Here is a 20,384-nt window from a genome sequence, read left to right on the forward strand (position 1 = left end):
GTTCAAAAAATAGAAATATCACCGTATATTTTAAATTGAATATAAATCATCATTGATCTAGAAATATAATGAGAACTGAACAAGAAATTTTTAAAGAATTAGAGCTACTTAGTACCAAGGAAGGGTTTTGGGAAGTTGTAGCTTTTTTTTGCTGGAAGGACACTTTTATTCACTTTTCTAGTGATAAATTGGATAGAGAAGCTTTTTCACAAGCATTCGATAGGACTCGGCTATCTAGAACCGAGCTTTCGACACTCGTTGGTCTTGCGTGTAAAAGTGGATTCAATACAAAAAAATTGGGTTCTGATGAATTAAAAGAAAGAGCTGAACATATATGGAAACTTTTTGATGAACTACATCATAGCTTTTACCCATCACTAGATATAGCAACCTTATCTGAACAATTTGATACCAAAGATGGGGATGGTTTAGCTGACTTTGGTGAATTCATGAAAAAGCTAACCCGAAGTGAAAATAAAAATCACTTTATGCGTGAAGCTATTTTTTACGGAGGCGATGGAGTTTTTAAACATCAATATAGAGATTTAGCTAAGCGTCGCTATTATCTCGATGAAGATTGGGTTGAAGTAAACAAAGGCTTTAAAATTTCTCAAGCAGTCGATGTCATTTCCACAATAGAAAAAATTCAATTAGAAAAAGCTAATAAAGCTATCTCATCGGCAAAAAGTTGGCCATTACCCTACCATCTACTTGTATTTAGTTTCGATATCTCCGAAATTGTAACGCAAAGTGGTTTAAGCAAAGAAACTGTCGGAGCCGTGGTAGCTGCATTTTCTGCCAAACCTGAAGAAGGAATGGATTGCTTTAAATCTGTCGATGATTTTAATCATAAAAATGCGTTCCCCATAGCCAAAATTGATGAGAATACCTTCGTAAGCTTTCAAGCATATAGCTTATGGGAAGCCTTATATGAAAGTCCATTTTTTTGGTTTAATGCAGATGACACCTATAAAGCTGTAGCAAGCAATCATAGAGGAGTTTTTACAGAGGAGTTTACTGCTGAGCGTTTAGCACTGGTATTTGGTGAAGAGAATGTTTTAACCAATATAGATATCTTTGATGGTAAAGACAAAGCTGGTGAAATTGATGTGTTAGTTACATTTGGTGATTTTGCAATAGTAGTGCAAGCCAAATCGAAAAAGCTAACTCTTGAAGCTCGTAAAGGAAACAGTAAACAGCTCGAAAGTGATTTTAAGAAAGCGATTCAGGATGCTTATGACCAAGCGTATTTGTGTAGTCAGCTATTACAAAAAGACGGATATGTGTATAAAAATGAATCTGGAAACGAAGTGAATATTCGATCTAAGTTCAAGATGATGTTTCCTGTTTGTATTGTATCAGATCATTACCCTGCTCTTGCTGCTCAAGCTAGGCATTTTCTAAATTATCAGACTACAGATGTGATAAAACACCCTTACGTAATGGATGTTTTTTTAATTGACATGATTACAGAAATGTTGCCATCTCCTTTAAGGGTTCTCGACTACCTTATTAAGCGAAGTGACTATGGAGACTCGCTCTTTTCTAATCATGAACTGGTAATACTCTCAACTTACATTAAGCAAAATCTTTATTTTGATGAAGATCCTGCGCTAATTATGCTTGATGATGATATCTCTGTAGATCTCGAACTGGCAATGTTAGCTAGAAGGGATGGATATGAAGGTGAAGTAACACCTGAAGGTTTTCTCACAGCACATAAAGATACACACGTAGGGAGAATAATCGAAGATATCGAATTTTCAAGTGATTATTGCCTTCTAAAACTAGGATTACATCTTCTGTCGATGTGTGGTGATAGTATTAATTTACTCAACGAAGCAATTTCAAAGATGATTGATCAATTTAAAAAAGATCAGTGTCATCATGATATATCTCTTCCCATATTAGAGGATAAAACTGGTTTAACGATTCACTGTAATGAAGAGGCTAATGAGATAGCCTTTAAGAAACTCATTTCACATTGTGAAAAGCGAAAATATACTTGTAAAGCAGATTCTTGGGTAGGGTGCTGTTTTAGCCCAAACCGTGCTAGATTTCGATTCGCTTCTTATCATGAAAGTAAGTGGGTCCAATCAGATGAAATGGAAAATTTAGTTGCAGATCTGAAACCTATTTCACAAGAACATCATATAAGAGACTTTAGAAAGCTTTCGTTTGGAGATCAATCACGGATACCCCATAAAAAAATAGGAAGAAATGAACCTTGTCCATGTGGCAGTGGCAAGAAGTATAAACGTTGCTGCATACCATAATTTAGGAGGCAGTATATTTTATTTTTTCGATCATATAGTGTAGAAAAAATCAGGAAAATTATTGGGAGTATTAAATTTCCTAAATTGTTAAATTTGAGATAATATTTTTTGAATAGCCGTTAGAAAACCTGCCCTCAAAAAATAGGCGTTCTTTCTCATCTTTCACTGTACCATGACTTGCAACAATCCAACCTTGAGTTCAAGCAGCGTTCCATTTATGAGCAGATAGTTTACCATACTACATGTGTCAATAAAGGCAACGATCATGCTTTTATCATTGCTGATATGCCATTTATGAGCTATTCATCTCCAGACTATACTTTCAAAAATACTTTCCTTCTCATACAACCTAGCTCTCATATGGTGAAAATTGCAGGTGATTTATGGCTTTCAGAAATAATGAAACAATTCATTCAAAATGGTATACCTATAGCCATCATTATATTGATGACGGTTAATTCGTTAATATACGATTTTGAAAATCTACTTTAGGTAACCAATAAGACTGATTATTTAGTAAAATACTATATCCATCATCTGCTTCTGTAATCATTTCAAACCTGACCTTTAAAGAATCCACATATGATACGTTATGAAAATAACGTAATCCATGTTTCACCCAACGTAATAAATCTTCTGTGTTATTCAGTTCTTTATTCGCTAATTTTATAATTTCATCTTCTATTTTTTGCTTTCGTTTTTCATTGAAATTTTTTGATTTTTTAAAAGCCAAATAATCGATGGATGTATCAAAATTTTTATTCAAAAAATTAATGAACCCTGTTAGTGCAGCAGCCTGACCAGAAAAGTCGATAAGATAAGCTTTTACATGATCTAAGTTAGGTAATGCAGCTCCCGATGCACAAACATAGTGCATAAGAGCAACCGCAGGCTTTATTGCCAGTTTTATTGAACGGATACTGGTCTTTCCATCTTTCATTTTTATATCAAGCTCACCTTTATAAGACATAACCACATCATAAGCAGTAGAGGGTTGAGCAAGGCTTAAAATCAGTTTTTCTATCTGATCTTGTTGAGAGCAAAAATCTTTATCCCCTAATGCTGCTTTAATGTGATGGACTTCATCTAGCCAATATGTAACCAACTCAAATTTTCTAAGCCCACTAGTTCTTAAAACAGCCAATAACTGTTCAGCTGTAGGAATTGTATCAGTCCATAATTCTTCGGTTTTGATAAAAAAGTGGGTATGTTTATTGAGGTACAAAGCTGCTTTATTTGCACCCACTTTATCTTCTAACCAGAGTAAATATTGCTCATATTGAGCCTGTAAGTGGTGGGATTGCAATGCTTTAATATTCCGTCTAGCTTTCTCCCATAGATTCTTATGCCAGTAACAATTGTCACATAGATCAGGATAACCTGCTGGTATCATGACATCACATTGCTTGCATTTCTTTTGGGCATTATTCCTACATTTTTTACAAATCTTAGCCCCTGTATCGTCTTGCTCTAATATGCGATATTTATGACAAGAGGCGCATGTTTCATAATCTCTAGTAGAACATTTGGGACATACTCTTAAATCATCACCAAATCTTGAAATATGCGTCAGTTTTTGTGATGGTGTATCACATCTCTCACAACGCTCAATTGGGCGAAAATAGACAGAACAGCTATTACAAACCCTACCATATTCAGTGAGCGTTCCTATCGGCTTATTGGCTTGATTACAGCGAATACAAGGCTGTTTTTTAATGCATTCGTTACAAATAGCCTCATCATCATTTTTTGGCAATCGGGCATATTCGCCACATTTTGGGCAAGTCCTTTTTTTAAAAATTCGGGCATAACAAGTTGAACAATACTTGTTGCCCTTATATCTTTTTTTAAATTTATCAATATTAACCCTGTTACAGCCACTACAGCCTTGTTCATGGGGCAATTGAGCTAAAGTCACTTGTTCCCCCTTTCTGTAGCTTTCTTAAAAGCCTTAACCACTTCCGTTGTACACTTTTTTTGGATTTTGGTTTACCCATTGCAATGGCATTATCTTTAGGCAAAACAATCTTACTTGGCTTCAACATTTTTTCTTTCATTAATTGAAGCTGTAAAGGTAGTTTTTTTCTTTTATCCCAAAAATAAGAACGACTTACACGATACTCTAAAGAACGTTCCACAATCAAATCACAAGGTAGTGCCATAATTTTATTTAAAATTGACAATAATTTTTCACGCTCCTGAACAGACAGAAATTCAAAGGCTACAGGTGTAATAGGATAATCTATATTTAAATCAATATTAAAACTTTCAAACATTTGCAAAAGATTAGGACTCTTCATATTTAGAGGGGATCGAATGAAACTCAACCATGTACGAGCAATCTCAAACCACTCTGTTGATGAAATATTCTTTTGGTTATATTGCCCAAGCTGTGACTCTAAAACCTGATCGGCTTGATGCTGAAATCTTAGTGCATCCACGTCTACTGGACGTTGAATAAATGTACTTAAATCAGCATAACATGAAGTACAAATCGCTAATGAGCCATGTTCTATATCAACTTTTGTAGGTTGTAGTGTAATTCTGCATTGAGGGCAATGATCTATTAATATAGTTTTATGAATATCACAGCCACTATGCCACCCCATACGCCATTTAATACGTAAATATGGTGGTGTATGGGTAAAACTTAGACATTGCGTACAAATTTGACGACCTGATACATTTGAACGATTCCGAATACCTAGAGCCAATATCCAAGGTATACGCTGATTTTTGTTATAATTTATTGGGATCAAAGCAGGGAAATAGCTGCTTAACATAGTTTCCTGAACTTCATGTTTATTTATAAAACAATGTTTTAACAATACATCTAATTTTTCTTCACTTAATCCCCGATCAATATCTATCGTTAGTCCTCTCCATTTTTTCCACAAAAGATTTACTAAAGTTAATGGTGAGCAGCCTAAATCCAAAGCAGAACGTATGAGCCAAGAGGAAAATACTTCACCCTCTTGAATAGGGGTACGAATATACCAACGTTGTTCTACTTGTCGCATGGCTATTTTCCTATGAAAAACAGAATACCTAAACCACGTTAAGGTTTAAATTTCTAATATTCCTCATACCCTCGGTTGGTTTAAGCCATTTAAATTTATGAACAATTTCTTCAGTAATTTCTTCATCACCTTGTACGATTGCCTCTTTAGCACACTCAATCAATAATCTATTTAAGTCACCAAAATTCCCACCTGAAATTTCAAATATAAGGGTGGCAAGTCTTTGAGATGCTAAATCAGAACGTTTCTTTAAAGGCAATAACCGTACATAGCTTAATAATAGCCTTAGAAAATCCTGATTCAGTTCCCATTTTGGCAACATTGCTACATCAAAACGGCTGGCATATTGAGCATCGGTATGTAGGATCGTGACTGCTTCACGAGTTCCAACGCCAACGATATTCAGACTTAGATCATTACTTAGATTCTTTAAGGTATTCATCACTTCGGAAAGAAGTTTGGTAGAACCTGTTAAACAATTATGGATTTCATCAATAATCAGCATTTTTGTTTCATACTTCCGCATTAGGTGTACAGCCTGATTCCGTAACTTTGCTTCGGGATCAGTAGGACGAAATGGGACAAAGAAATGATCCAATATATTGATATAGAGTTCTTTTACATTCGCTTTAGCAGGAGCTAAAATGGTTAAAACAGGTTTTTTTACAGACAGCAGCTCCATATCTATGTCATTCACTGTTTTGGTATAATGCTGCTTTGTGAATTCGTGGATAATTGTCGTTTTACCCATATTAGAATCACCTACAATCAATAAACATTCTGGGCGAAGTTTCCTAGGACGATTCAAAATGTCAGTTAAAGTATCCAAAATTGTGACTGCTTTTTTATAGCCAATCCAACGATCAGAAAATAAAGTATTGATACGATCACTATCGCTTAGAGACATTACTTCAAGTACATCTTCTGCAAGATGTTCATATTTTTGCATTGTCATCCCCTTAGATCCTCAAATGCAGTTAATGGAATACTCCATAAATCATTAGTCGGCTGAACACTGTTTTCGACAACAGCCGGTTTTTCGGGTTCATTTTTTACAGACAAATGATGCGTTGCTTTTGCATTTTCTTTTTTACGTTGATTTACCCTCCGTTGCTTCCTAGTCAAACTACGGGATTGTTTCAATTGCTCTCGTAAATGAAGAATTGCCTTATAAATCTCATCCTGATTTTGGTTATCCTGCTGTTCACCACGAAGATATTTCTGCACTTGTTTGTATTCAAATAAGCTAATTGGTGGTATTTCTCTTTTAGCAGTAGGCACTTTAAAATATGTGTTGGATAGAGGTTCATAAAACCAAATTAGAGAAATATCCCTTGGATCACGTTTAAACAGAAATTTCTTTTTTTTCTTTTTATTTACATCTTCAGGGTCAATACAATTCACCCATTGTCGCAAACAATCAGCAAAATAAAATAGATTGTCTTTCTGCACACCTACACGTTGAATTGTTGATTCAAATTCAGGAAGAAAATCAATAAATAACGTGTCTTCATCCGAAACTCTCTCTTTTAAACCTGTTCCGACTGTAGTTTTCGTTCCCCAAACACCATCTTGCCATTTCTGTAAAGGTGACATACCGAGCTTGGAGTGTTTCTTTTGGTGATAAACTTTAGTGATCCAATAAACAATATAATATTCTAATTCTTTCAGCGTCATACAAGCATGACCTGCTGAATCATAGGTTCCACGTTCTTGGATATTTGAGAAAGTTGTACCATCCAATATGTGCATTTCAAGGTTAACAACACCAATTAAACGTTCAATATGTCCACCAAATCTTGCCCCACCAATCGGACGAAACTCCCAATGAATCCCATATTTCAAGCAAGCTCGACTGATATGGTTAGTTCTAAAGTCAGGACCATTATCTGTATGCACAGAATCCATAAGACCTTCAACTTGCCAATCAGCATCTATATCTAATTCAAGAAGCTTCCGTTTTTTTGACAAAATACTGGAAGCAATACACATGGCAACAGATGTTGCACTAGGGGCTTCTAAGGACAAGTAATAACCAACCACCATTCGAGTATTTACATCAATAGCTAATGTTAGAAATGGTCGTCCAATCGCCTCTCTAAATTCATCATCAACAATTTCAATATCTAGTGGAGTATGATCTACCTGTACATATGCCAAGGGATAATCAGCATTCGGAAACTCTCCAGCAGCTGATGCATACTTATCCTGTGCTGCCTTAGAACCATGACGAGCCTTAATCACCATATAGTCATTTAAGGCTTCTATTTTTCTACGAATTGAATTGTCATGGGGTGCTTCTAGTTTAAGACGAGAACATTCTGCCTTAATAAAATCTATAGTCTTTGCAATACTAGGCTTTCTGGCATTGAGATATTCCTCTTGAATACCTTGGTTAATAATATTCATAATTTGAGGAGATAACCTAGACTTCTTGGTCGTCCACCCCCTTTTTTTAGGAACTAACACTAAGATAGAATTATTTTCTCTAAAATCTTTTAACCATTTCCATAAAGTGGAACGGTTAATGTCATATTCACTTGCTCTTTGCTCGACCAATTCAGTTGTTGAATACTTAATTAACGGCTTAATAACTTCATAACGGTGTAAAGCTATTTTCCATGCTTCATGCGTAATATCCCAATCACCCTTATTTATATCTTTAGTTTGGATATTTTCAGCTTCAAATACTTGTAGACAATCTGCACTTACTTGCAAGCAACGTACAGAATCTAAACTAGAAATCACAATATCGTTGGCATTCAGAACATTAGCAATCTTATACGGTTGCCCTTCATACTTAACGATAACATTTGGTTTGAGTATGATCCGACTCCGATCAATACTTACAGTATCAGCCTGAACCATTTAAAATCTCCTTACAATTCGATCATCTTGATTTACCCAAATCACTGTCTCTGCTGTTAAGGGACAATATAAATCACACATAATTTTTCTTTTTGCGACCAATGCCCATACTTGATGAATACCTCTAAGAATATTGGTTTTATCCTTAAAAATATGTGCAGGTAACTGATTAATAGTCGATTGACCAAGACTATCTAAGGTCTCAATTAAAGTTTGTTCGTCATAGACATCCACATGAGAACGTCTAAATCTTTTCAAAAAATTAATATTTTCCCAATACTGATCATATAACCTTGATTCATTTATAATCTTGAATTTCCAACCTTTTTCTTTAGCAAAAGCATTAGCTGCCTTAAATTTTGGCTTTAATTTATTCCAATCCTCTATAAGCTTTTTTCTAGGTTTTATTTCTATTAACAGTGGACAGGGGATTTCCTCAAAATCATCACAATTTGCACTAGAAAACTGTACTAGGAAATCAGGAGTATAAGTAGATTCATTACCCAACTCTGTTATATAAGGAATGGTAATAGGCTGACTTACTATATCTATGACATTGTTATTGAACTCTTGCTTAATCAAAAAATCACGCTCAAGAGTAGATTCACACCAAATTGTCTTTTCCCCTCTAAAAGCGTAATTTACCGAAATACTCCCATATACAGTTTGAGATTTCCTAACTGGGGAATATTCATCACTGATTCTTTTCATAGAATGCCTCTTACAGCCACTCGTGCCTATTCATGTAAATTTGCAAGCCACTCTTGCTTATTACTGTCATTACTCTAATCTATTTGTGTAATTTTAGAGTGGCAACTAATTGTTTTCTTATCATGCCACTCTTATCTATTGCTGTAAATGACAGAGGTTCACATCCTAAACCAGGCGAAATTACTTTAGCCCATTTAGGCGTTCTATTTTTAGATGAACTTCCTGAGTTTGATCGTAAAGTCTTGGAAGTACTTAGACAGCCTTTAGAATCTAAAGAAATTGTGATTTCTCGGGCATCCCGTCAAATGACTTATCCTGCCAATTTTCAGTTAATCGCTGCAATGAATCCTTGTCCATGTGGCTATGCATTTAATCAGGATCAGCGTTGTCAATGTTCCACAGAGGCCATCAAACGTTATCAAAATCGAATTTCTGGTCCCCTATTAGATCGGATAGATTTGCATATTGATGTACCACCGCTTACGGTACATGAATTACAAGAACATGCACCTGCTGAAAACTCTGATCAAGTGCGTCATCGTGTGACTCAAGCCTATGAGCAACAAATTCAACGACAAAATTGTTTAAATCATGCTTTGAATCCACAACAACTGGAACAATTTGCAGGATTGAATGAACAAACCAAAAAAATGCTTGAATTGGCTCAACAACGTTTAAATTTATCTGCACGGGCCTATCATCGGGTATTAAGAGTTGCCAGAACCATTGCTGACCTAGCAAATTCTGTTGAAATTCAAACTGGACATTTAAGTGAAGCTCTATCGTATCGGCAGCAAAGCCTTTAATAGGGTTAAATTCCAAATAAAAAACCTCTAGTCCTAAGAACTAGAGGTTTTTTAACACCCTTAAATTTAGAATGTTTTGGTTAAGGTAAACACTGCGCCTGTTTCTACACCACGAGCTGTTGCATCATCCATAGCATCTGTATCTATATTTGTACCTACTGCTGCTAATTCAGCAGTTGCCCCAGAAATTGATTTAAATGCATAGTTAACACCGACTTTCCAATCTACATAGTTATCGTCGCCGCCGAATGAATATTTATCTTCATCATCCACAACGGTATAGCCCACACTTGCTACACCACCAAAACCTGTTGAACCAAATGGAACAGAATAACCTGCATTCACATTCCAGCTATTTGTATCAGCACCTGCATAGTCATTGGTAAAGTTCACATTGGTCAGAATGCTATCTCCTTCAGCCAACACACTTGCGAAAGTCAATTTGCCATAAAATTCAACCCAACTTAAGTCAGATGCGCTTGGATAGTTGTAATACAGGACACCCACATCCAATAAAGGTTTGCTGGCAAAGCTATCCAAGGTGGTTGCAAAACCAAGCGATGGATCTAGCTCTAGATTTGGCGTCCCTGAACCAAAGTTTATATTCGAACCCCAAAGCCCAAAATACACGCCTGAATCATGTGCAAGTGTGAAACCTGCTTGTACTGCTGGATCATTTTGAGTTTGAGACAGTCCACGAAAACGGTAGTCTGTTGTTACTGCTGCATTGCCGCTAAAAGAAAGACCAAATGGTGATGCTGCTTGATCATCCGCAAAGGTAAATGTTGAAGCCGCTGCAACAACCGCCATAGATAATACTTTTAATGTGAATTTCATTCTGAGGTTCCCCCACATCGAATTACGACGTTTTGCTGTAATTAATAAACTCAGAAATGTATTAGCAAGCGCTATGCCAACTTTAAAAAATATTTGTACATTGCTGTTCGCTGTCAAATATTGAGAAACTTCAGGCTGAACTATCAATTTCCATAGTGATAGCGTTTTATAAACCATACGCTGTGTCTAAAAAGTTCTGAACTTGATCGGCCATACCATAAAATGACTCAACATATCTGTAACGTAAAAAGACCGTAAATTTCATATAAAACAATAAATAATAAATACTTAAAAAAATTATTCTTTTGCTTGTTATCAAAACTTCTTAATAAGGCTGATCAATATTTCTCATCGGGACAGCTCAAATGATCAGCATCACCCCCTATCGAAAAAGCGTTGGATACATCACTCAGACCATTCATAGTTCTTATATTGTTCCGTTGAAAACGGCATAACTCGCTAAATAAACAGTATAAAATTTATTTTAAGCTTACCAATCAATAAAGTCGTGTAAGCCCCGTATGACATTTATATTGTTCTCAATATCATTAAATTCACATTTATCATGGTATTTGTAGCAAAAAAAGAGACTGGGGTGATGAGGTACATTTCTGTTTGGCTTTTACAATGAAGAACACATTGGATTGGCAAAATTTAAATCAACAGCGCTAACTGAGCATGAAAATGCTTTATTTTTGTTCACAAGTTAATTTTCTCACCCTAAATTGTACAAAATACATGCACTATAACTGACCATGTCCGAATTTAGAATTTAATGCGAATCACAATATAATCCAACATTCCATGCTACGCATTCAGCGCAAATTGCTCTGCACCTAAATGAAACATTTCTCATTTTCATTTAGAAATTGAATTGATTCATAAAAGCAAGACACAATCTGAATATAAAACGATCAATTAAGTCGATAATGAAGAAAAAATAAACAAAAGAATATGTGATTTTTCTGTGTTTGATCGAAACAAAAACAGTGGAAATTTTCCATTTAATAAAATATATTTTTATTATGAATTAAAGGCTTAAACATAAATAATGTTTATCACTAGCAAAACAACAAGAAAGCAATTTCGTCAAGTAGCTCGTAACAAGAATGAAATAAAATTAATAAAAATCTATCTTTTTTATAGATTAATTATACAATTTATTAAAATTTCGAGTTATGCCAAAAAACGAAATTCTGAATCTATCTTTTTTTGAGGTTGTTTCTTATGCCAAAGGCGCAAAAACTTACATTAGCAGTATTAATTCAGGCTGCCCTTATTACTACAGCTTATGCAAGCGAACAAAGTGAAGCAAAAGGATTTGTAGAAGATGCTGAAGGATCAGTGTTGTTCCGCACTGGTTATTTATCTCGTGACAAAAAACATGGTACAGCAGATACGAGTTCAGCTGCTCAAACTGCAATGGTTAAAATTGAATCTGGTTATACCAAAGGCCTTGTTGGTTTTGGTGTAGGTGTAATTGGTGATGGTTCATTCAAACTTGGCGAAAATAACCACGCTGGCAATGGGATGATTCCATTACACAATGATGGTGCAAAAGATGCAAATGGTCATGTTGATGCTTATGACCACTGGGCTCGTGGTGGCGGTATCGTAAAAGCACGTATCTCTAATACTGAAGTTCGTTATGGTACTCAAGTACTCGACTTGCCAGTACTTGCAAGTAATACTGCGCGTCTAGTTCCTGAATATTTTGAAGGTGTTTTAGCGACTAGCCGTGAAATTAAAGGTTTAGAGCTTACTGCTGGTAAATTCACTAAAAACCAATATTCAGACCAAGTAACCACTGATGGCAATGAATTAGATCGCGCAGTGGTTTGGGGTGCAAAATATAAATTTAATGATCAATTAAATGCATCTTACTATGGTACTGACATTAAAGACCGTTTAGAGCGTCATTATATCAATACCAATTACAAGCAAGCGTTGGCAAACAATAGCTCATTAACTTATGACTTCAGTGGTTACCACACTGAATGGGATAAGGGCGCGAATAAATATTTGTATTCTCAAATTGGTTCAGCAAACGATTCTTTTGACAACACCATTTTTGCATTTTCTACGACCTACAACACTGGTCCACACAATGTAATGGTTGCGTACCAACAAAACAGTGGTAATACTGGTTATGACTATGGCTTAGGTAAAGGTGTTGGTGATGGCCATCAAACAGTTTACTTACCAAACTCTTACCTTTCTGACTTCATTGGTAATGATGAAAAATCACTTCAACTTCAATATAGCCTAGATTTTGCGAATTATGGTGTACCTGGTTTAACGTGGACTACTGCATTTGTTTATGGTTGGGACATTAAAGCAACTGACAATAAAGGCACTATGATCAGTGATAATGAACAAGAACGTGAATTCTTTAACCAAGTCAAATATACAGTTCAATCTGGTTTCGCGAAAGATGCAAGCTTACGTTTACGTCACTCATACTACCGCGCAAGCGATGCTTACCAATCTGCATACATCGGTGACACCAACGAATGGCGTATCTGGTTAGATATCCCTGTAAAATTCTTCTAATTTGAAGACGTTTTCAGAGATCTAAAAAAAACCTGCACAATGTGCAGGTTTTTTTATGGATTCAGAAAAATTAATTTATCCAAATCCTTATTTTATTGAGAAATTATTTTGCAGCTTCAATTGCTTTAAGCACTTCTTGCTTAGCAACTTCAGCACCTTCCCAACCTGTTAACTTCACCCATTTGCCTGGCTCTAAATCTTTGTAGTGAGCAAAGAAATGCTCCACTTGCTGAATTAAAAGCGGAGGAAGATCAGTATATTCCTGAACATCTTTATAGATTGGCGTTAATTTTTCGTGTGGAACCGCGATAAGTTTCGCATCGATACCACCGTCATCTTCCATGTTCAATTTGCCCACAGGACGGCAACGAATGACTGAACCTGGCTCAACTGGATGCGGTGTTACAACAAGCACGTCAAGCGGGTCACCATCTTCAGACAAAGTATTTGGTACATAACCGTAGTTCGCTGGGTAGAACATTGCTGTACCCATGAAACGGTCTACAAATAAAGCGTCAGAATCTTTATCAATTTCATATTTGATTGGCGCTGCATTTGCAGGAATTTCAATGATGACATAAATGTCATTTGGTGCATCTTTACCCGCAGGGATATTGCTGTAACTCATAGCATCACTCTTTAACGATTTAAATTATATTGAGACCGAAATTAAAGTCTTCGGTTTAATCACGGAGCGATTATACATCTGCCCCGCAAAAATAGGGAATATGCACGTTCATTAGCTGAGTTTGATCACCAAAATCAGCAGTGAAATTGGACACAATAAAGATAGACACCAGACAATTGAACGCAATGTCGCCCAATTGGCCAAATAACACACCCCATAGATCACACGTAAGACCAAATAAGCAATACCAAAAGTCATAATCACAGATTGTGACACAACCATATATTCCGCCATTAAAACAGCAGCAATAAATAAAGGTAATCCTTCAAAACTATTTTGTTGTGCGGCATTGGCACGTGCAGCAATACCTGTTGAATTGTTCAAAAACTCACGCGGATATTGATTGTCTTTGGCCTGAAAACCACTCGTAAGTCTGGCAATAAAACTAAAAACATAAGGTAATAAACATGCAAATAAGATGAGATAGACAATACCGCTAATACTGTGCATCAATTGAGTTCTCGTAAGAGTATTAATTAGCCTTATCATAGCATGGCAATTCTAGAATATTTTTTGTTAAATATAGTGTTTTGATTACCAAGCCATTCGGGAATATCTATGTCATTTAATGCGGAGCAACACAAACTGTTCGATGAACTGGAAAAACAACGCCAACATCAACGGCAGATGGATCGTGTACTCGCTATTGTGTTCCCTATTGTTGCTTTTTTACTCACAGTCATTTGCGCCAATATGAACATTTGGTCTACTGTCTGTACCTTTATTTTGCTCTGGGTTGCATTTTGGGCTGTAGGCATTCGTCGCCTGCCCCTCTGGCATTGGGTGCTGATTACCCTGATTTACTGCTTGGTGGATAATTTCTTGAGCTACGGCACTTTTAATCGTTCTGGCTTTAGCCGTCAGTTCGGCACCATCTTTATTTTTATTGGTATTGCAGGTGTAGGCCGCCCTTATTTTGACCGCTGGCTGATGAAGAAAAAATAAGCCATAGCAAAAAAAAGCGCCCTGAGGCGCTTTTTTATACAAAATTCTATGCAGTCTTACGTAAATCTTTACGTAAAATTTTACCTACATTTGATTTTGGTAATTCTTCCATAAACTCTACATAACGTGGGCGTTTATAGCCTGTTAAGTTCTCTTTTGCAAATTCAAGAACTTCTTCAGTGGTTAAAGAGGCATCTTTTTTCACAACAAACAATTTTGGTACTTCGCCTGATTTTTCATCAGGTACACCAATTGCAGCAACTTCAAGCACTTTTGGATGCTTGGCAATCACTTCTTCAATTTCAGAAGGATAAACGTTGAAGCCAGACACTAAAATCATATCTTTCTTACGGTCAACAATTTTGGTGTAGCCGCGATCATCCATTACACCGATGTCACCTGTACGGAAGAAACCATTCACCATCACTTTGGCAGTTTCATCTGGACGATTCCAGTAACCTTTCATCACCTGAGGACCACGAATACAGATTTCACCTTGCTCGCCCAATGCAACTGGATTGCCATCATCATCTAAAATTGCAATGTCAGTTAATGGTAATGGAATACCAATCGTGCCACTGAATTCATCCGAAGCAGGTGGGTTTGCTGTTGCTACAGGTGAAGTTTCAGATAAGCCATAACCTTCAATAATGTTCGTACCTGTGACTTTCTTCCACGCTTCTGCAGTCGATGGAAGTACGGCCATACCACCGCCCATAGCCATTTTAAGTTTGCTGTGGTCGAGCTGTTTAAACTCTTCATTATTGACCAAAGCATTAAATAAGGTATTTACTGCTGGGAAGAATGTTGGTTGATATTTGCGTAATTCTTTCATCACCGCAGGTAAATCACGCGGGTTCGGAATTAAAACATTGGCTTGACCTTTATACATACCGTACATAGCACAAACCATAAACGCGAAAATATGATACAGCGGCAAAGCACAGAAAATACGGTCATCTGGCTGACCATCTTGAGCACCAAATTTACTTTGGAAAATACCATCACACTGTAATAAGTTAGCCACAAGGTTACGATGGGTTAACTCAGCACCTTTAGAAACACCCGTAGTACCACCAGTGTACTGTAAAACAGCCGTATCACTGAGGGTTAGATTTGGACGTTTATAGTTGCTTGGGCTTACTTTTGACATAGCCGCGTTAAAACGGATATGACCTGGAATATTCCACGCAGGAATTTGCTTACGTACTGAACGCAACACAAAATTCACTAGAGTCCCTTTTAAAGTACCCAACATGTCACCGACAGAGGCAACCACGACATGTTTTACTGGCGTTTTACCAATAATGCTCTGATAAACCGAAGCAAAGTTTTCAATAATGACTAAAACTTCAGAACCTGAATCATTTAATTGATGTTCAAGCTCACGCGCAGTGTATAGCGGATTAACGTTCACAAGCACCAGACCTGCACGCAATACACCAAGAGCAACCACTGGATATTGGAGAACGTTTGGCATCATGACTGCTACACGAGAACCTTTCGCCAAACCTAAACTTTGTAGATAAACAGCAAATTTACGACTCGCTTCGTCAAGTTCACTGAATGTAAGCGCTTTATCCATAAAGATAAAAGCATCACGTGAACCAAATTTTTGGAAATTACGCTCAAATACATCAACCAAAGAGGTGTTCTCTGGCGGTAATTCTACAGTTTCAGGAATTCCTGTCTTGCGGTATTCAGCGAACCAAATCTTTTCCATAATCCCAATCTCTCCAATCTATAGTCCTTAAAATATGCAGCTTTTTTTTCGGGTTTGTGTGTGTTTATTTAGCTTGTTGATGCACATTCCCGTATCCATTTTCACGAACACAGCCACATATATAACTTATTTCAACAAATACATGCTAGTTTTATCTCTGAACCAACAGTCTATTTGCTTTTTGATATCCACGTGGTAACAGTTGCCCTTTTGTCGCACGCTTGCCCATGTATTTTTGTAAATCATCGCCTTTTATTTTAAGTTGTTGCTGGCCTGCAACCACTTGAATTATTTCATCTAAATTTAAGGTTGTCATAGATATAATTTGATCTTTATCTTCAAGTTGTATCAATTTATTACCTTTACCTTTATTCAGGATTGGTAATTCTGACAAATCGATAATGAGTAACCGTCCAGCCGTACTTAATAATGCCAAATGGGTCGCGCCCTTTAAAGGATATAACGGTAATGGTTTGGCATCCTCTGGAATTGTCAGGAAAGCTTTACCTGCTTTGGCATTGGTATCAAGCTGTTTGGCTTGAGTCTTAAAGCCGTAGCCTTTCGTACTCATTGCTAAAATTTCTGCTTCATCTTCTTCAATCAGCACTTGAAGGAAACCTACCCCACTGACAGGCGCAAGCTTGGAACTCAAAGGTTCACCTAGACCACGGGCAGAAGGCAAACTATTAATTGCCAGCGCATAACTGCGCCCCGTCTGATCTAAAATATAAACTTTTTGATTAGACTTGCCTTGTGCGTGACTGCGGTACTGATCGCCCGCACGGAAATTCAGGTTCTCGGCATCAATATCATGCCCTTTCGCACTGCGAATCCAACCTGCTTCTGACAACACCACTGTTACAGGATCAGCAGGCATCAAATCTTGCTCGCTAATGGCTGTTGCTTCCGCACGTTGTACAATTGGCGAACGACGATCATCACCAAAACGTTTCGCATCTTCTTTTAGTTCGTTAATAATCAGTGATTTTAAAGATTCTGGATTCGCCAATTGTTCACGAATAATAGCAGCTTTGGCTTCCAGTTCTTCTTGTTCACGGCGAATTTCCATTTCTTCTAATTTCGCCAAGTGGCGTAATTTCAATTCCAAAATGGCTTCGGCTTGAATCTCATCAATGCCAAAATGTGACATCAATTCCGCTTTCGGATGCTCTTCTTCTCGGATGATGCGAATCACGGTATCGATATCTAGATATGCGATGAGCAAACCTGCCAAAATGTGCAGGCGTTTTTCAATTTTATTTAAATGATATTGCAGACGACGCGTGACTGTTTCTTTCCGAATTTCAATCCATTCCAATAAAATACGACGAATCGATTTCACTTGCGGACGACCATCTGCACCAATCATATTCATATTGACGCGATAGCTAGATTCTAAATCGGTTGTGGCAAATAAATGACTCATCACCGCTTCTGCATCAATCCGGTTCGAGCGCAGGACAATAACCAATCGAGTTGGGTTTTGATGATCCGATTCATCACGAACATCGCTAACCAATGGCAATTTTTTCGCTTGCATCTGATCAGCAATTTGTGTGATCACTTTTGATCCTGACACTTGGTAAGGCAAGTCGGTAATCACAATTTCATTTTTTTCAATGCTGTACACCGCACGCATACGGTAACTACCACGACCTGTGGTTTGAATTTTAAGTAATTCACTCGGAGGGGTAATAATTTCAGCTTTGGTCGGTAAATCAGGAGCAGGAATATATTCTGCGACTTTCTCATCGCTTAAATTTGGGTTGCGAATCAAAGCGATTGTGCCTTTGACCACTTCACGCAAGTTATGCGGTGGAATGTCAGTGGCCATACCGACCGCAATACCTGTTGTACCATTTAACAGAATATTCGGCACACGAGCAGGCAAATTGACAGGTTCTTTCATTGAACCATCAAAGTTATCTTGCCAGTCACAGGTGCCCTGTCCCAATTCTGCCAACAATACCTCACTGTACTGTGACAATTTGGCTTCGGTATAACGCATGGCAGCAAAGGACTTAGGATCATCAGGTGAACCCCAGTTGCCCTGACCTTCGATAAATGGATAACGATAGCTAAACGGTTGTGCCATCAACACCATGGCTTCATAACATGCCGAATCACCATGTGGATGGTATTTACCCAATACATCACCCACAGTACGTGCAGATTTTTTCGGTTTACCACTTGGTTTGAGTCCAAGCTCACTCATGGCGTACACAATACGGCGTTGAACAGGCTTTAAACCATCACTGATGTGAGGCAAAGCACGGTCCATAATCACGTACATGGCATAATTGAGGTAGGCGCGTTCAGTAAATTCTGCGACGGAGCGGTTTTCAGTTGCGTGATGCGCAAGGTTCGTCATAACAACCTTTCATCCTAATCAAATCGTTTTTTTATCTAAGTTCTTATGCTAAGTCTCAGACTGTGACTGCACAAGGGTGTGCCATCTACTACCACGACAATTTGTGTCTTAATGGGTCTCTGATGTCGTAAAATTATCCACTTTTAAATAAATGATCAACTTATAATTTTTTATTTTCACAGCAATGGGTTTAACACACGTTCAGCTAATAAGCCAAAATATAGAATGGCGACAATTTTGCCGCCCAAACTCTCTGCAAATTCTACATACCAATCGATTCTAATGTTTTGCCTTTGGTTTCTTCACCTAAAACCAAAATGACCAATGCTACAGCAAACAAGACTGCGGTAAACATCATAAATACATGATGAAAGCCATTGCTCTGCACCATCATTTGCGTCACTACCAACGGCGCCACGATGCCGCCCATACGCCCAATCGCAGAGGCCCAACCCGAACCAAAGGCACGAATATTGGTCGGATATTGTTCTGGGGTATAAGTATAGAGTACGCCCCATGCCCCTAAATTAAAGAACGACATCAGACAGCCCCAAAACATAATCAAAGTGACGGTATTTGCCTGTCCAAAGAAGTAAGCCGAAACAGCACATAAGCCAATAAAACCGGCCAATGTCCATTTACGTCCTAGTTTCTCGACCAGCCAAGCGGCTGCGATATAGCCTGGAAGTTGTGCCAAAATCATCACCAGTACATATTCAAATGACTGCACAATGCTATAACCTTGTTTGACTAACAGGCTGGGTAACCACGTGAAAATGCCATAATAAGAATAGACAATGCCAAACCAGATCAGCCACAGCATTAAAGTACGTTTTGCAAAAGGGTTTGACCACAGTTGTGAAAAAGATACGCTTTGCTTGGCAGCAACTGGTTTTACTTCAATCTGCTGTATGACTTCCACGCCACATTCACGCTCCAGTTTTTGCACCAAAGCATGGGCTTCTTCAATCCGCCCACGGTTAATTAAATATGGTACTGATTCAGGGACTTTCTTTAAAATCATAAATACATATAGCGCAGGCAAACCGCCAATTAAGAACGCGACATGCCAGCCATAACTCGGAATCACAAAATAAGACACCAAAGCGGCGACTAACCAACCCAGTCCCCAAAAACTTTCCAGCAATACAATAAATCGCCCACGTACCTGTGCAGGAATGTATTCACTGACCAAAGTCACCGCAACAGGGAGTTGTCCACCAAGCCCTAAGCCGACAATAAAACGAAATACCAACAACCAAGTCAGATTTGGCGCAAAGGCACACAACGCTGTGGCAATACTATAAGTGACCAGAGTCACCGCAAAAACATTGCGTCGCCCCCAACGGTCAGCTAATGCTCCTGAACAGACCGCACCTATCGCCATACCGACAAAACCAATCGACACCACCCAGCCTTTTTCTGCGGGACTCATACTCCACTCGGTTGCCATCTTGGTTAGAATGAAGGAAATCAACCCAGTATCCATGGCATCAAACATCCAGCCCAAGCCAATCACCCACAGCAAGGTATAGTGGAACTTTCCAACAGGTAAACGTTGTACACGTGAAACTAAATCCATAGTG

At 37.7% G+C, this 20,384-nt stretch carries 15 protein-coding genes and 1 pseudogene; 5 read left to right on the forward strand and 11 right to left on the reverse strand.

The genetic code is table 11. From position 1 onward, the window contains the following. Nucleotides 1-68: 68 nt before the first annotated feature. Nucleotides 69-2,276, forward strand: coding sequence for an SEC-C metal-binding domain-containing protein (locus I593_RS15440; RefSeq protein ID WP_016168509.1), 2,208 nt, complete (start codon nt 69-71; stop codon nt 2,274-2,276). A gap of 177 nt (nt 2,277-2,453) precedes the next feature. Beyond that, nucleotides 2,454-2,768: a 3-methyl-2-oxobutanoate hydroxymethyltransferase gene (locus I593_RS21060; RefSeq protein WP_035309964.1), complete on the forward strand. Its 315-nt coding sequence runs from the start codon at nt 2,454-2,456 to the stop codon at nt 2,766-2,768. On the opposite strand, the gene I593_RS15450 is transcribed toward I593_RS21060, so the two are convergent. The 5 genes from I593_RS15450 to I593_RS15470 are packed head-to-tail and all read right to left on the reverse strand — an operon-like array spanning nt 2,731 to nt 8,875. Then, a complete protein-coding gene (locus tag I593_RS15450) occupies nt 2,731-4,194 on the reverse strand; it encodes a hypothetical protein (RefSeq protein WP_016168510.1) in 1,464 nt (487 codons plus the stop codon). The two genes, I593_RS21060 and I593_RS15450, sit on opposite strands and share 38 nt — an antisense overlap. Further along, nucleotides 4,169-5,296, reverse strand: a complete 1,128-nt coding sequence (locus I593_RS15455) for a TniQ family protein (protein ID WP_016168511.1) — start codon at nt 5,294-5,296, stop codon at nt 4,169-4,171. Before I593_RS15455 ends, I593_RS15450 begins: the two co-directional genes overlap by 26 nt. 28 nt (nt 5,297-5,324) lie before the next feature. Beyond that, a complete protein-coding gene (locus I593_RS15460) occupies nt 5,325-6,245 on the reverse strand; it encodes a TniB family NTP-binding protein (protein WP_026441101.1) in 921 nt (306 codons plus the stop codon). 2 nt (nt 6,246-6,247) lie between these two features. Then, on the reverse strand, nt 6,248-8,164 hold the full coding sequence (locus I593_RS15465; protein ID WP_016168513.1) for a Mu transposase C-terminal domain-containing protein: 1,917 nt from the start codon (nt 8,162-8,164) through the stop codon (nt 6,248-6,250). Then, a complete protein-coding gene (locus I593_RS15470) occupies nt 8,165-8,875 on the reverse strand; it encodes a heteromeric transposase endonuclease subunit TnsA (protein WP_016168514.1) in 711 nt (236 codons plus the stop codon). It lies immediately after the preceding gene. A 146-nt stretch (nt 8,876-9,021) separates the two neighbouring features. On the opposite strand from I593_RS15470, the pseudogene I593_RS15475 reads away from it, so the two are divergent. Continuing rightward, nucleotides 9,022-9,681 (forward strand): annotated as a pseudogene (locus I593_RS15475) (ATP-binding protein); the annotation flags it as partial. Between the two features lie 66 nt (nt 9,682-9,747). Here the strand turns inward: I593_RS15475 and I593_RS15480 are convergent. Further along, nucleotides 9,748-10,518, reverse strand: coding sequence for a TorF family putative porin (locus I593_RS15480; protein WP_026441100.1), 771 nt, complete (start codon nt 10,516-10,518; stop codon nt 9,748-9,750). 1,227 nt (nt 10,519-11,745) lie between these two features. On the opposite strand from I593_RS15480, the gene I593_RS15485 reads away from it, so the two are divergent. After that, nucleotides 11,746-13,071 (forward strand): OprD family outer membrane porin, encoded by a 1,326-nt coding sequence (locus I593_RS15485; RefSeq protein WP_016168517.1) that lies wholly within the window; start codon nt 11,746-11,748, stop codon nt 13,069-13,071. A gap of 103 nt (nt 13,072-13,174) precedes the next feature. Here the strand turns inward: I593_RS15485 and ppa are convergent, their stop codons facing one another. Further along, entirely contained in the window at nt 13,175-13,699 is a 525-nt protein-coding gene (gene ppa, locus I593_RS15490; protein WP_016168518.1) for an inorganic diphosphatase, read from the reverse strand. Nucleotides 13,700-13,810: 111 nt separating this feature from the next. After that, entirely contained in the window at nt 13,811-14,209 is a 399-nt protein-coding gene (locus I593_RS15495) for an MAPEG family protein (protein ID WP_016168519.1), read from the reverse strand. Nucleotides 14,210-14,317: 108 nt separating this feature from the next. Between I593_RS15495 and I593_RS15500 the strand changes: the two genes are divergently transcribed. Beyond that, nucleotides 14,318-14,704 (forward strand): hypothetical protein, encoded by a 387-nt coding sequence (locus tag I593_RS15500; RefSeq protein ID WP_016168520.1) that lies wholly within the window; start codon nt 14,318-14,320, stop codon nt 14,702-14,704. 46 nt (nt 14,705-14,750) lie between these two features. Here I593_RS15500 and I593_RS15505 read toward each other — a convergent pair whose 3' ends face one another. The 3 genes from I593_RS15505 to niaP form a co-directional block, all read right to left on the reverse strand. Then, nucleotides 14,751-16,427 carry a long-chain-fatty-acid--CoA ligase gene (locus I593_RS15505; RefSeq protein WP_016168521.1) on the reverse strand — a complete coding sequence of 559 codons (1,677 nt, stop codon included), beginning with the start codon at nt 16,425-16,427 and terminating at the stop codon, nt 14,751-14,753. Between the two features lie 151 nt (nt 16,428-16,578). Further along, a complete protein-coding gene (parC, locus tag I593_RS15510; RefSeq protein WP_016168522.1) occupies nt 16,579-18,798 on the reverse strand; it encodes a DNA topoisomerase IV subunit A in 2,220 nt (739 codons plus the stop codon). A gap of 262 nt (nt 18,799-19,060) precedes the next feature. Continuing rightward, nucleotides 19,061-20,380: a niacin transporter NiaP gene (gene niaP, locus I593_RS15515; protein ID WP_016168523.1), complete on the reverse strand. Its 1,320-nt coding sequence runs from the start codon at nt 20,378-20,380 to the stop codon at nt 19,061-19,063. Between the last annotated feature and the right edge of the window lie 4 nt (nt 20,381-20,384).

The organism is Acinetobacter tandoii DSM 14970 = CIP 107469, assembly GCF_000400735.1.
In the GTDB taxonomy this organism is placed as follows: domain Bacteria; phylum Pseudomonadota; class Gammaproteobacteria; order Pseudomonadales; family Moraxellaceae; genus Acinetobacter; species Acinetobacter tandoii.

Bases quoted from the DNA above. Each gene is read 5' to 3' on its own strand.
- I593_RS15480 (WP_026441100.1), bottom strand. From the start codon at position 10,518: ATGAAATTCACATTAAAAGTATTATCTATGGCGGTTGTTGCAGCGGCT.
- I593_RS15460 (WP_026441101.1), bottom strand. From the start codon at position 6,245: ATGCAAAAATATGAACATCTTGCAGAAGATGTACTTGAAGTAATGTCT.
- I593_RS15505 (WP_016168521.1), bottom strand. From the start codon at position 16,427: ATGGAAAAGATTTGGTTCGCTGAATACCGCAAGACAGGAATTCCTGAA.
- I593_RS15485 (WP_016168517.1), top strand. From the start codon at position 11,746: ATGCCAAAGGCGCAAAAACTTACATTAGCAGTATTAATTCAGGCTGCC.
- I593_RS15455 (WP_016168511.1), bottom strand. From the start codon at position 5,296: ATGCGACAAGTAGAACAACGTTGGTATATTCGTACCCCTATTCAAGAG.
- I593_RS15465 (WP_016168513.1), bottom strand. From the start codon at position 8,164: ATGGTTCAGGCTGATACTGTAAGTATTGATCGGAGTCGGATCATACTC.
- I593_RS15440 (WP_016168509.1), top strand. From the start codon at position 69: ATGAGAACTGAACAAGAAATTTTTAAAGAATTAGAGCTACTTAGTACC.
- I593_RS15495 (WP_016168519.1), bottom strand. From the start codon at position 14,209: ATGCACAGTATTAGCGGTATTGTCTATCTCATCTTATTTGCATGTTTA.
- ppa (WP_016168518.1), bottom strand. From the start codon at position 13,699: ATGAGTTACAGCAATATCCCTGCGGGTAAAGATGCACCAAATGACATT.
- I593_RS15500 (WP_016168520.1), top strand. From the start codon at position 14,318: ATGTCATTTAATGCGGAGCAACACAAACTGTTCGATGAACTGGAAAAA.
- niaP (WP_016168523.1), bottom strand. From the start codon at position 20,380: ATGGATTTAGTTTCACGTGTACAACGTTTACCTGTTGGAAAGTTCCAC.
- I593_RS15470 (WP_016168514.1), bottom strand. From the start codon at position 8,875: ATGAAAAGAATCAGTGATGAATATTCCCCAGTTAGGAAATCTCAAACT.
- parC (WP_016168522.1), bottom strand. From the start codon at position 18,798: ATGACGAACCTTGCGCATCACGCAACTGAAAACCGCTCCGTCGCAGAA.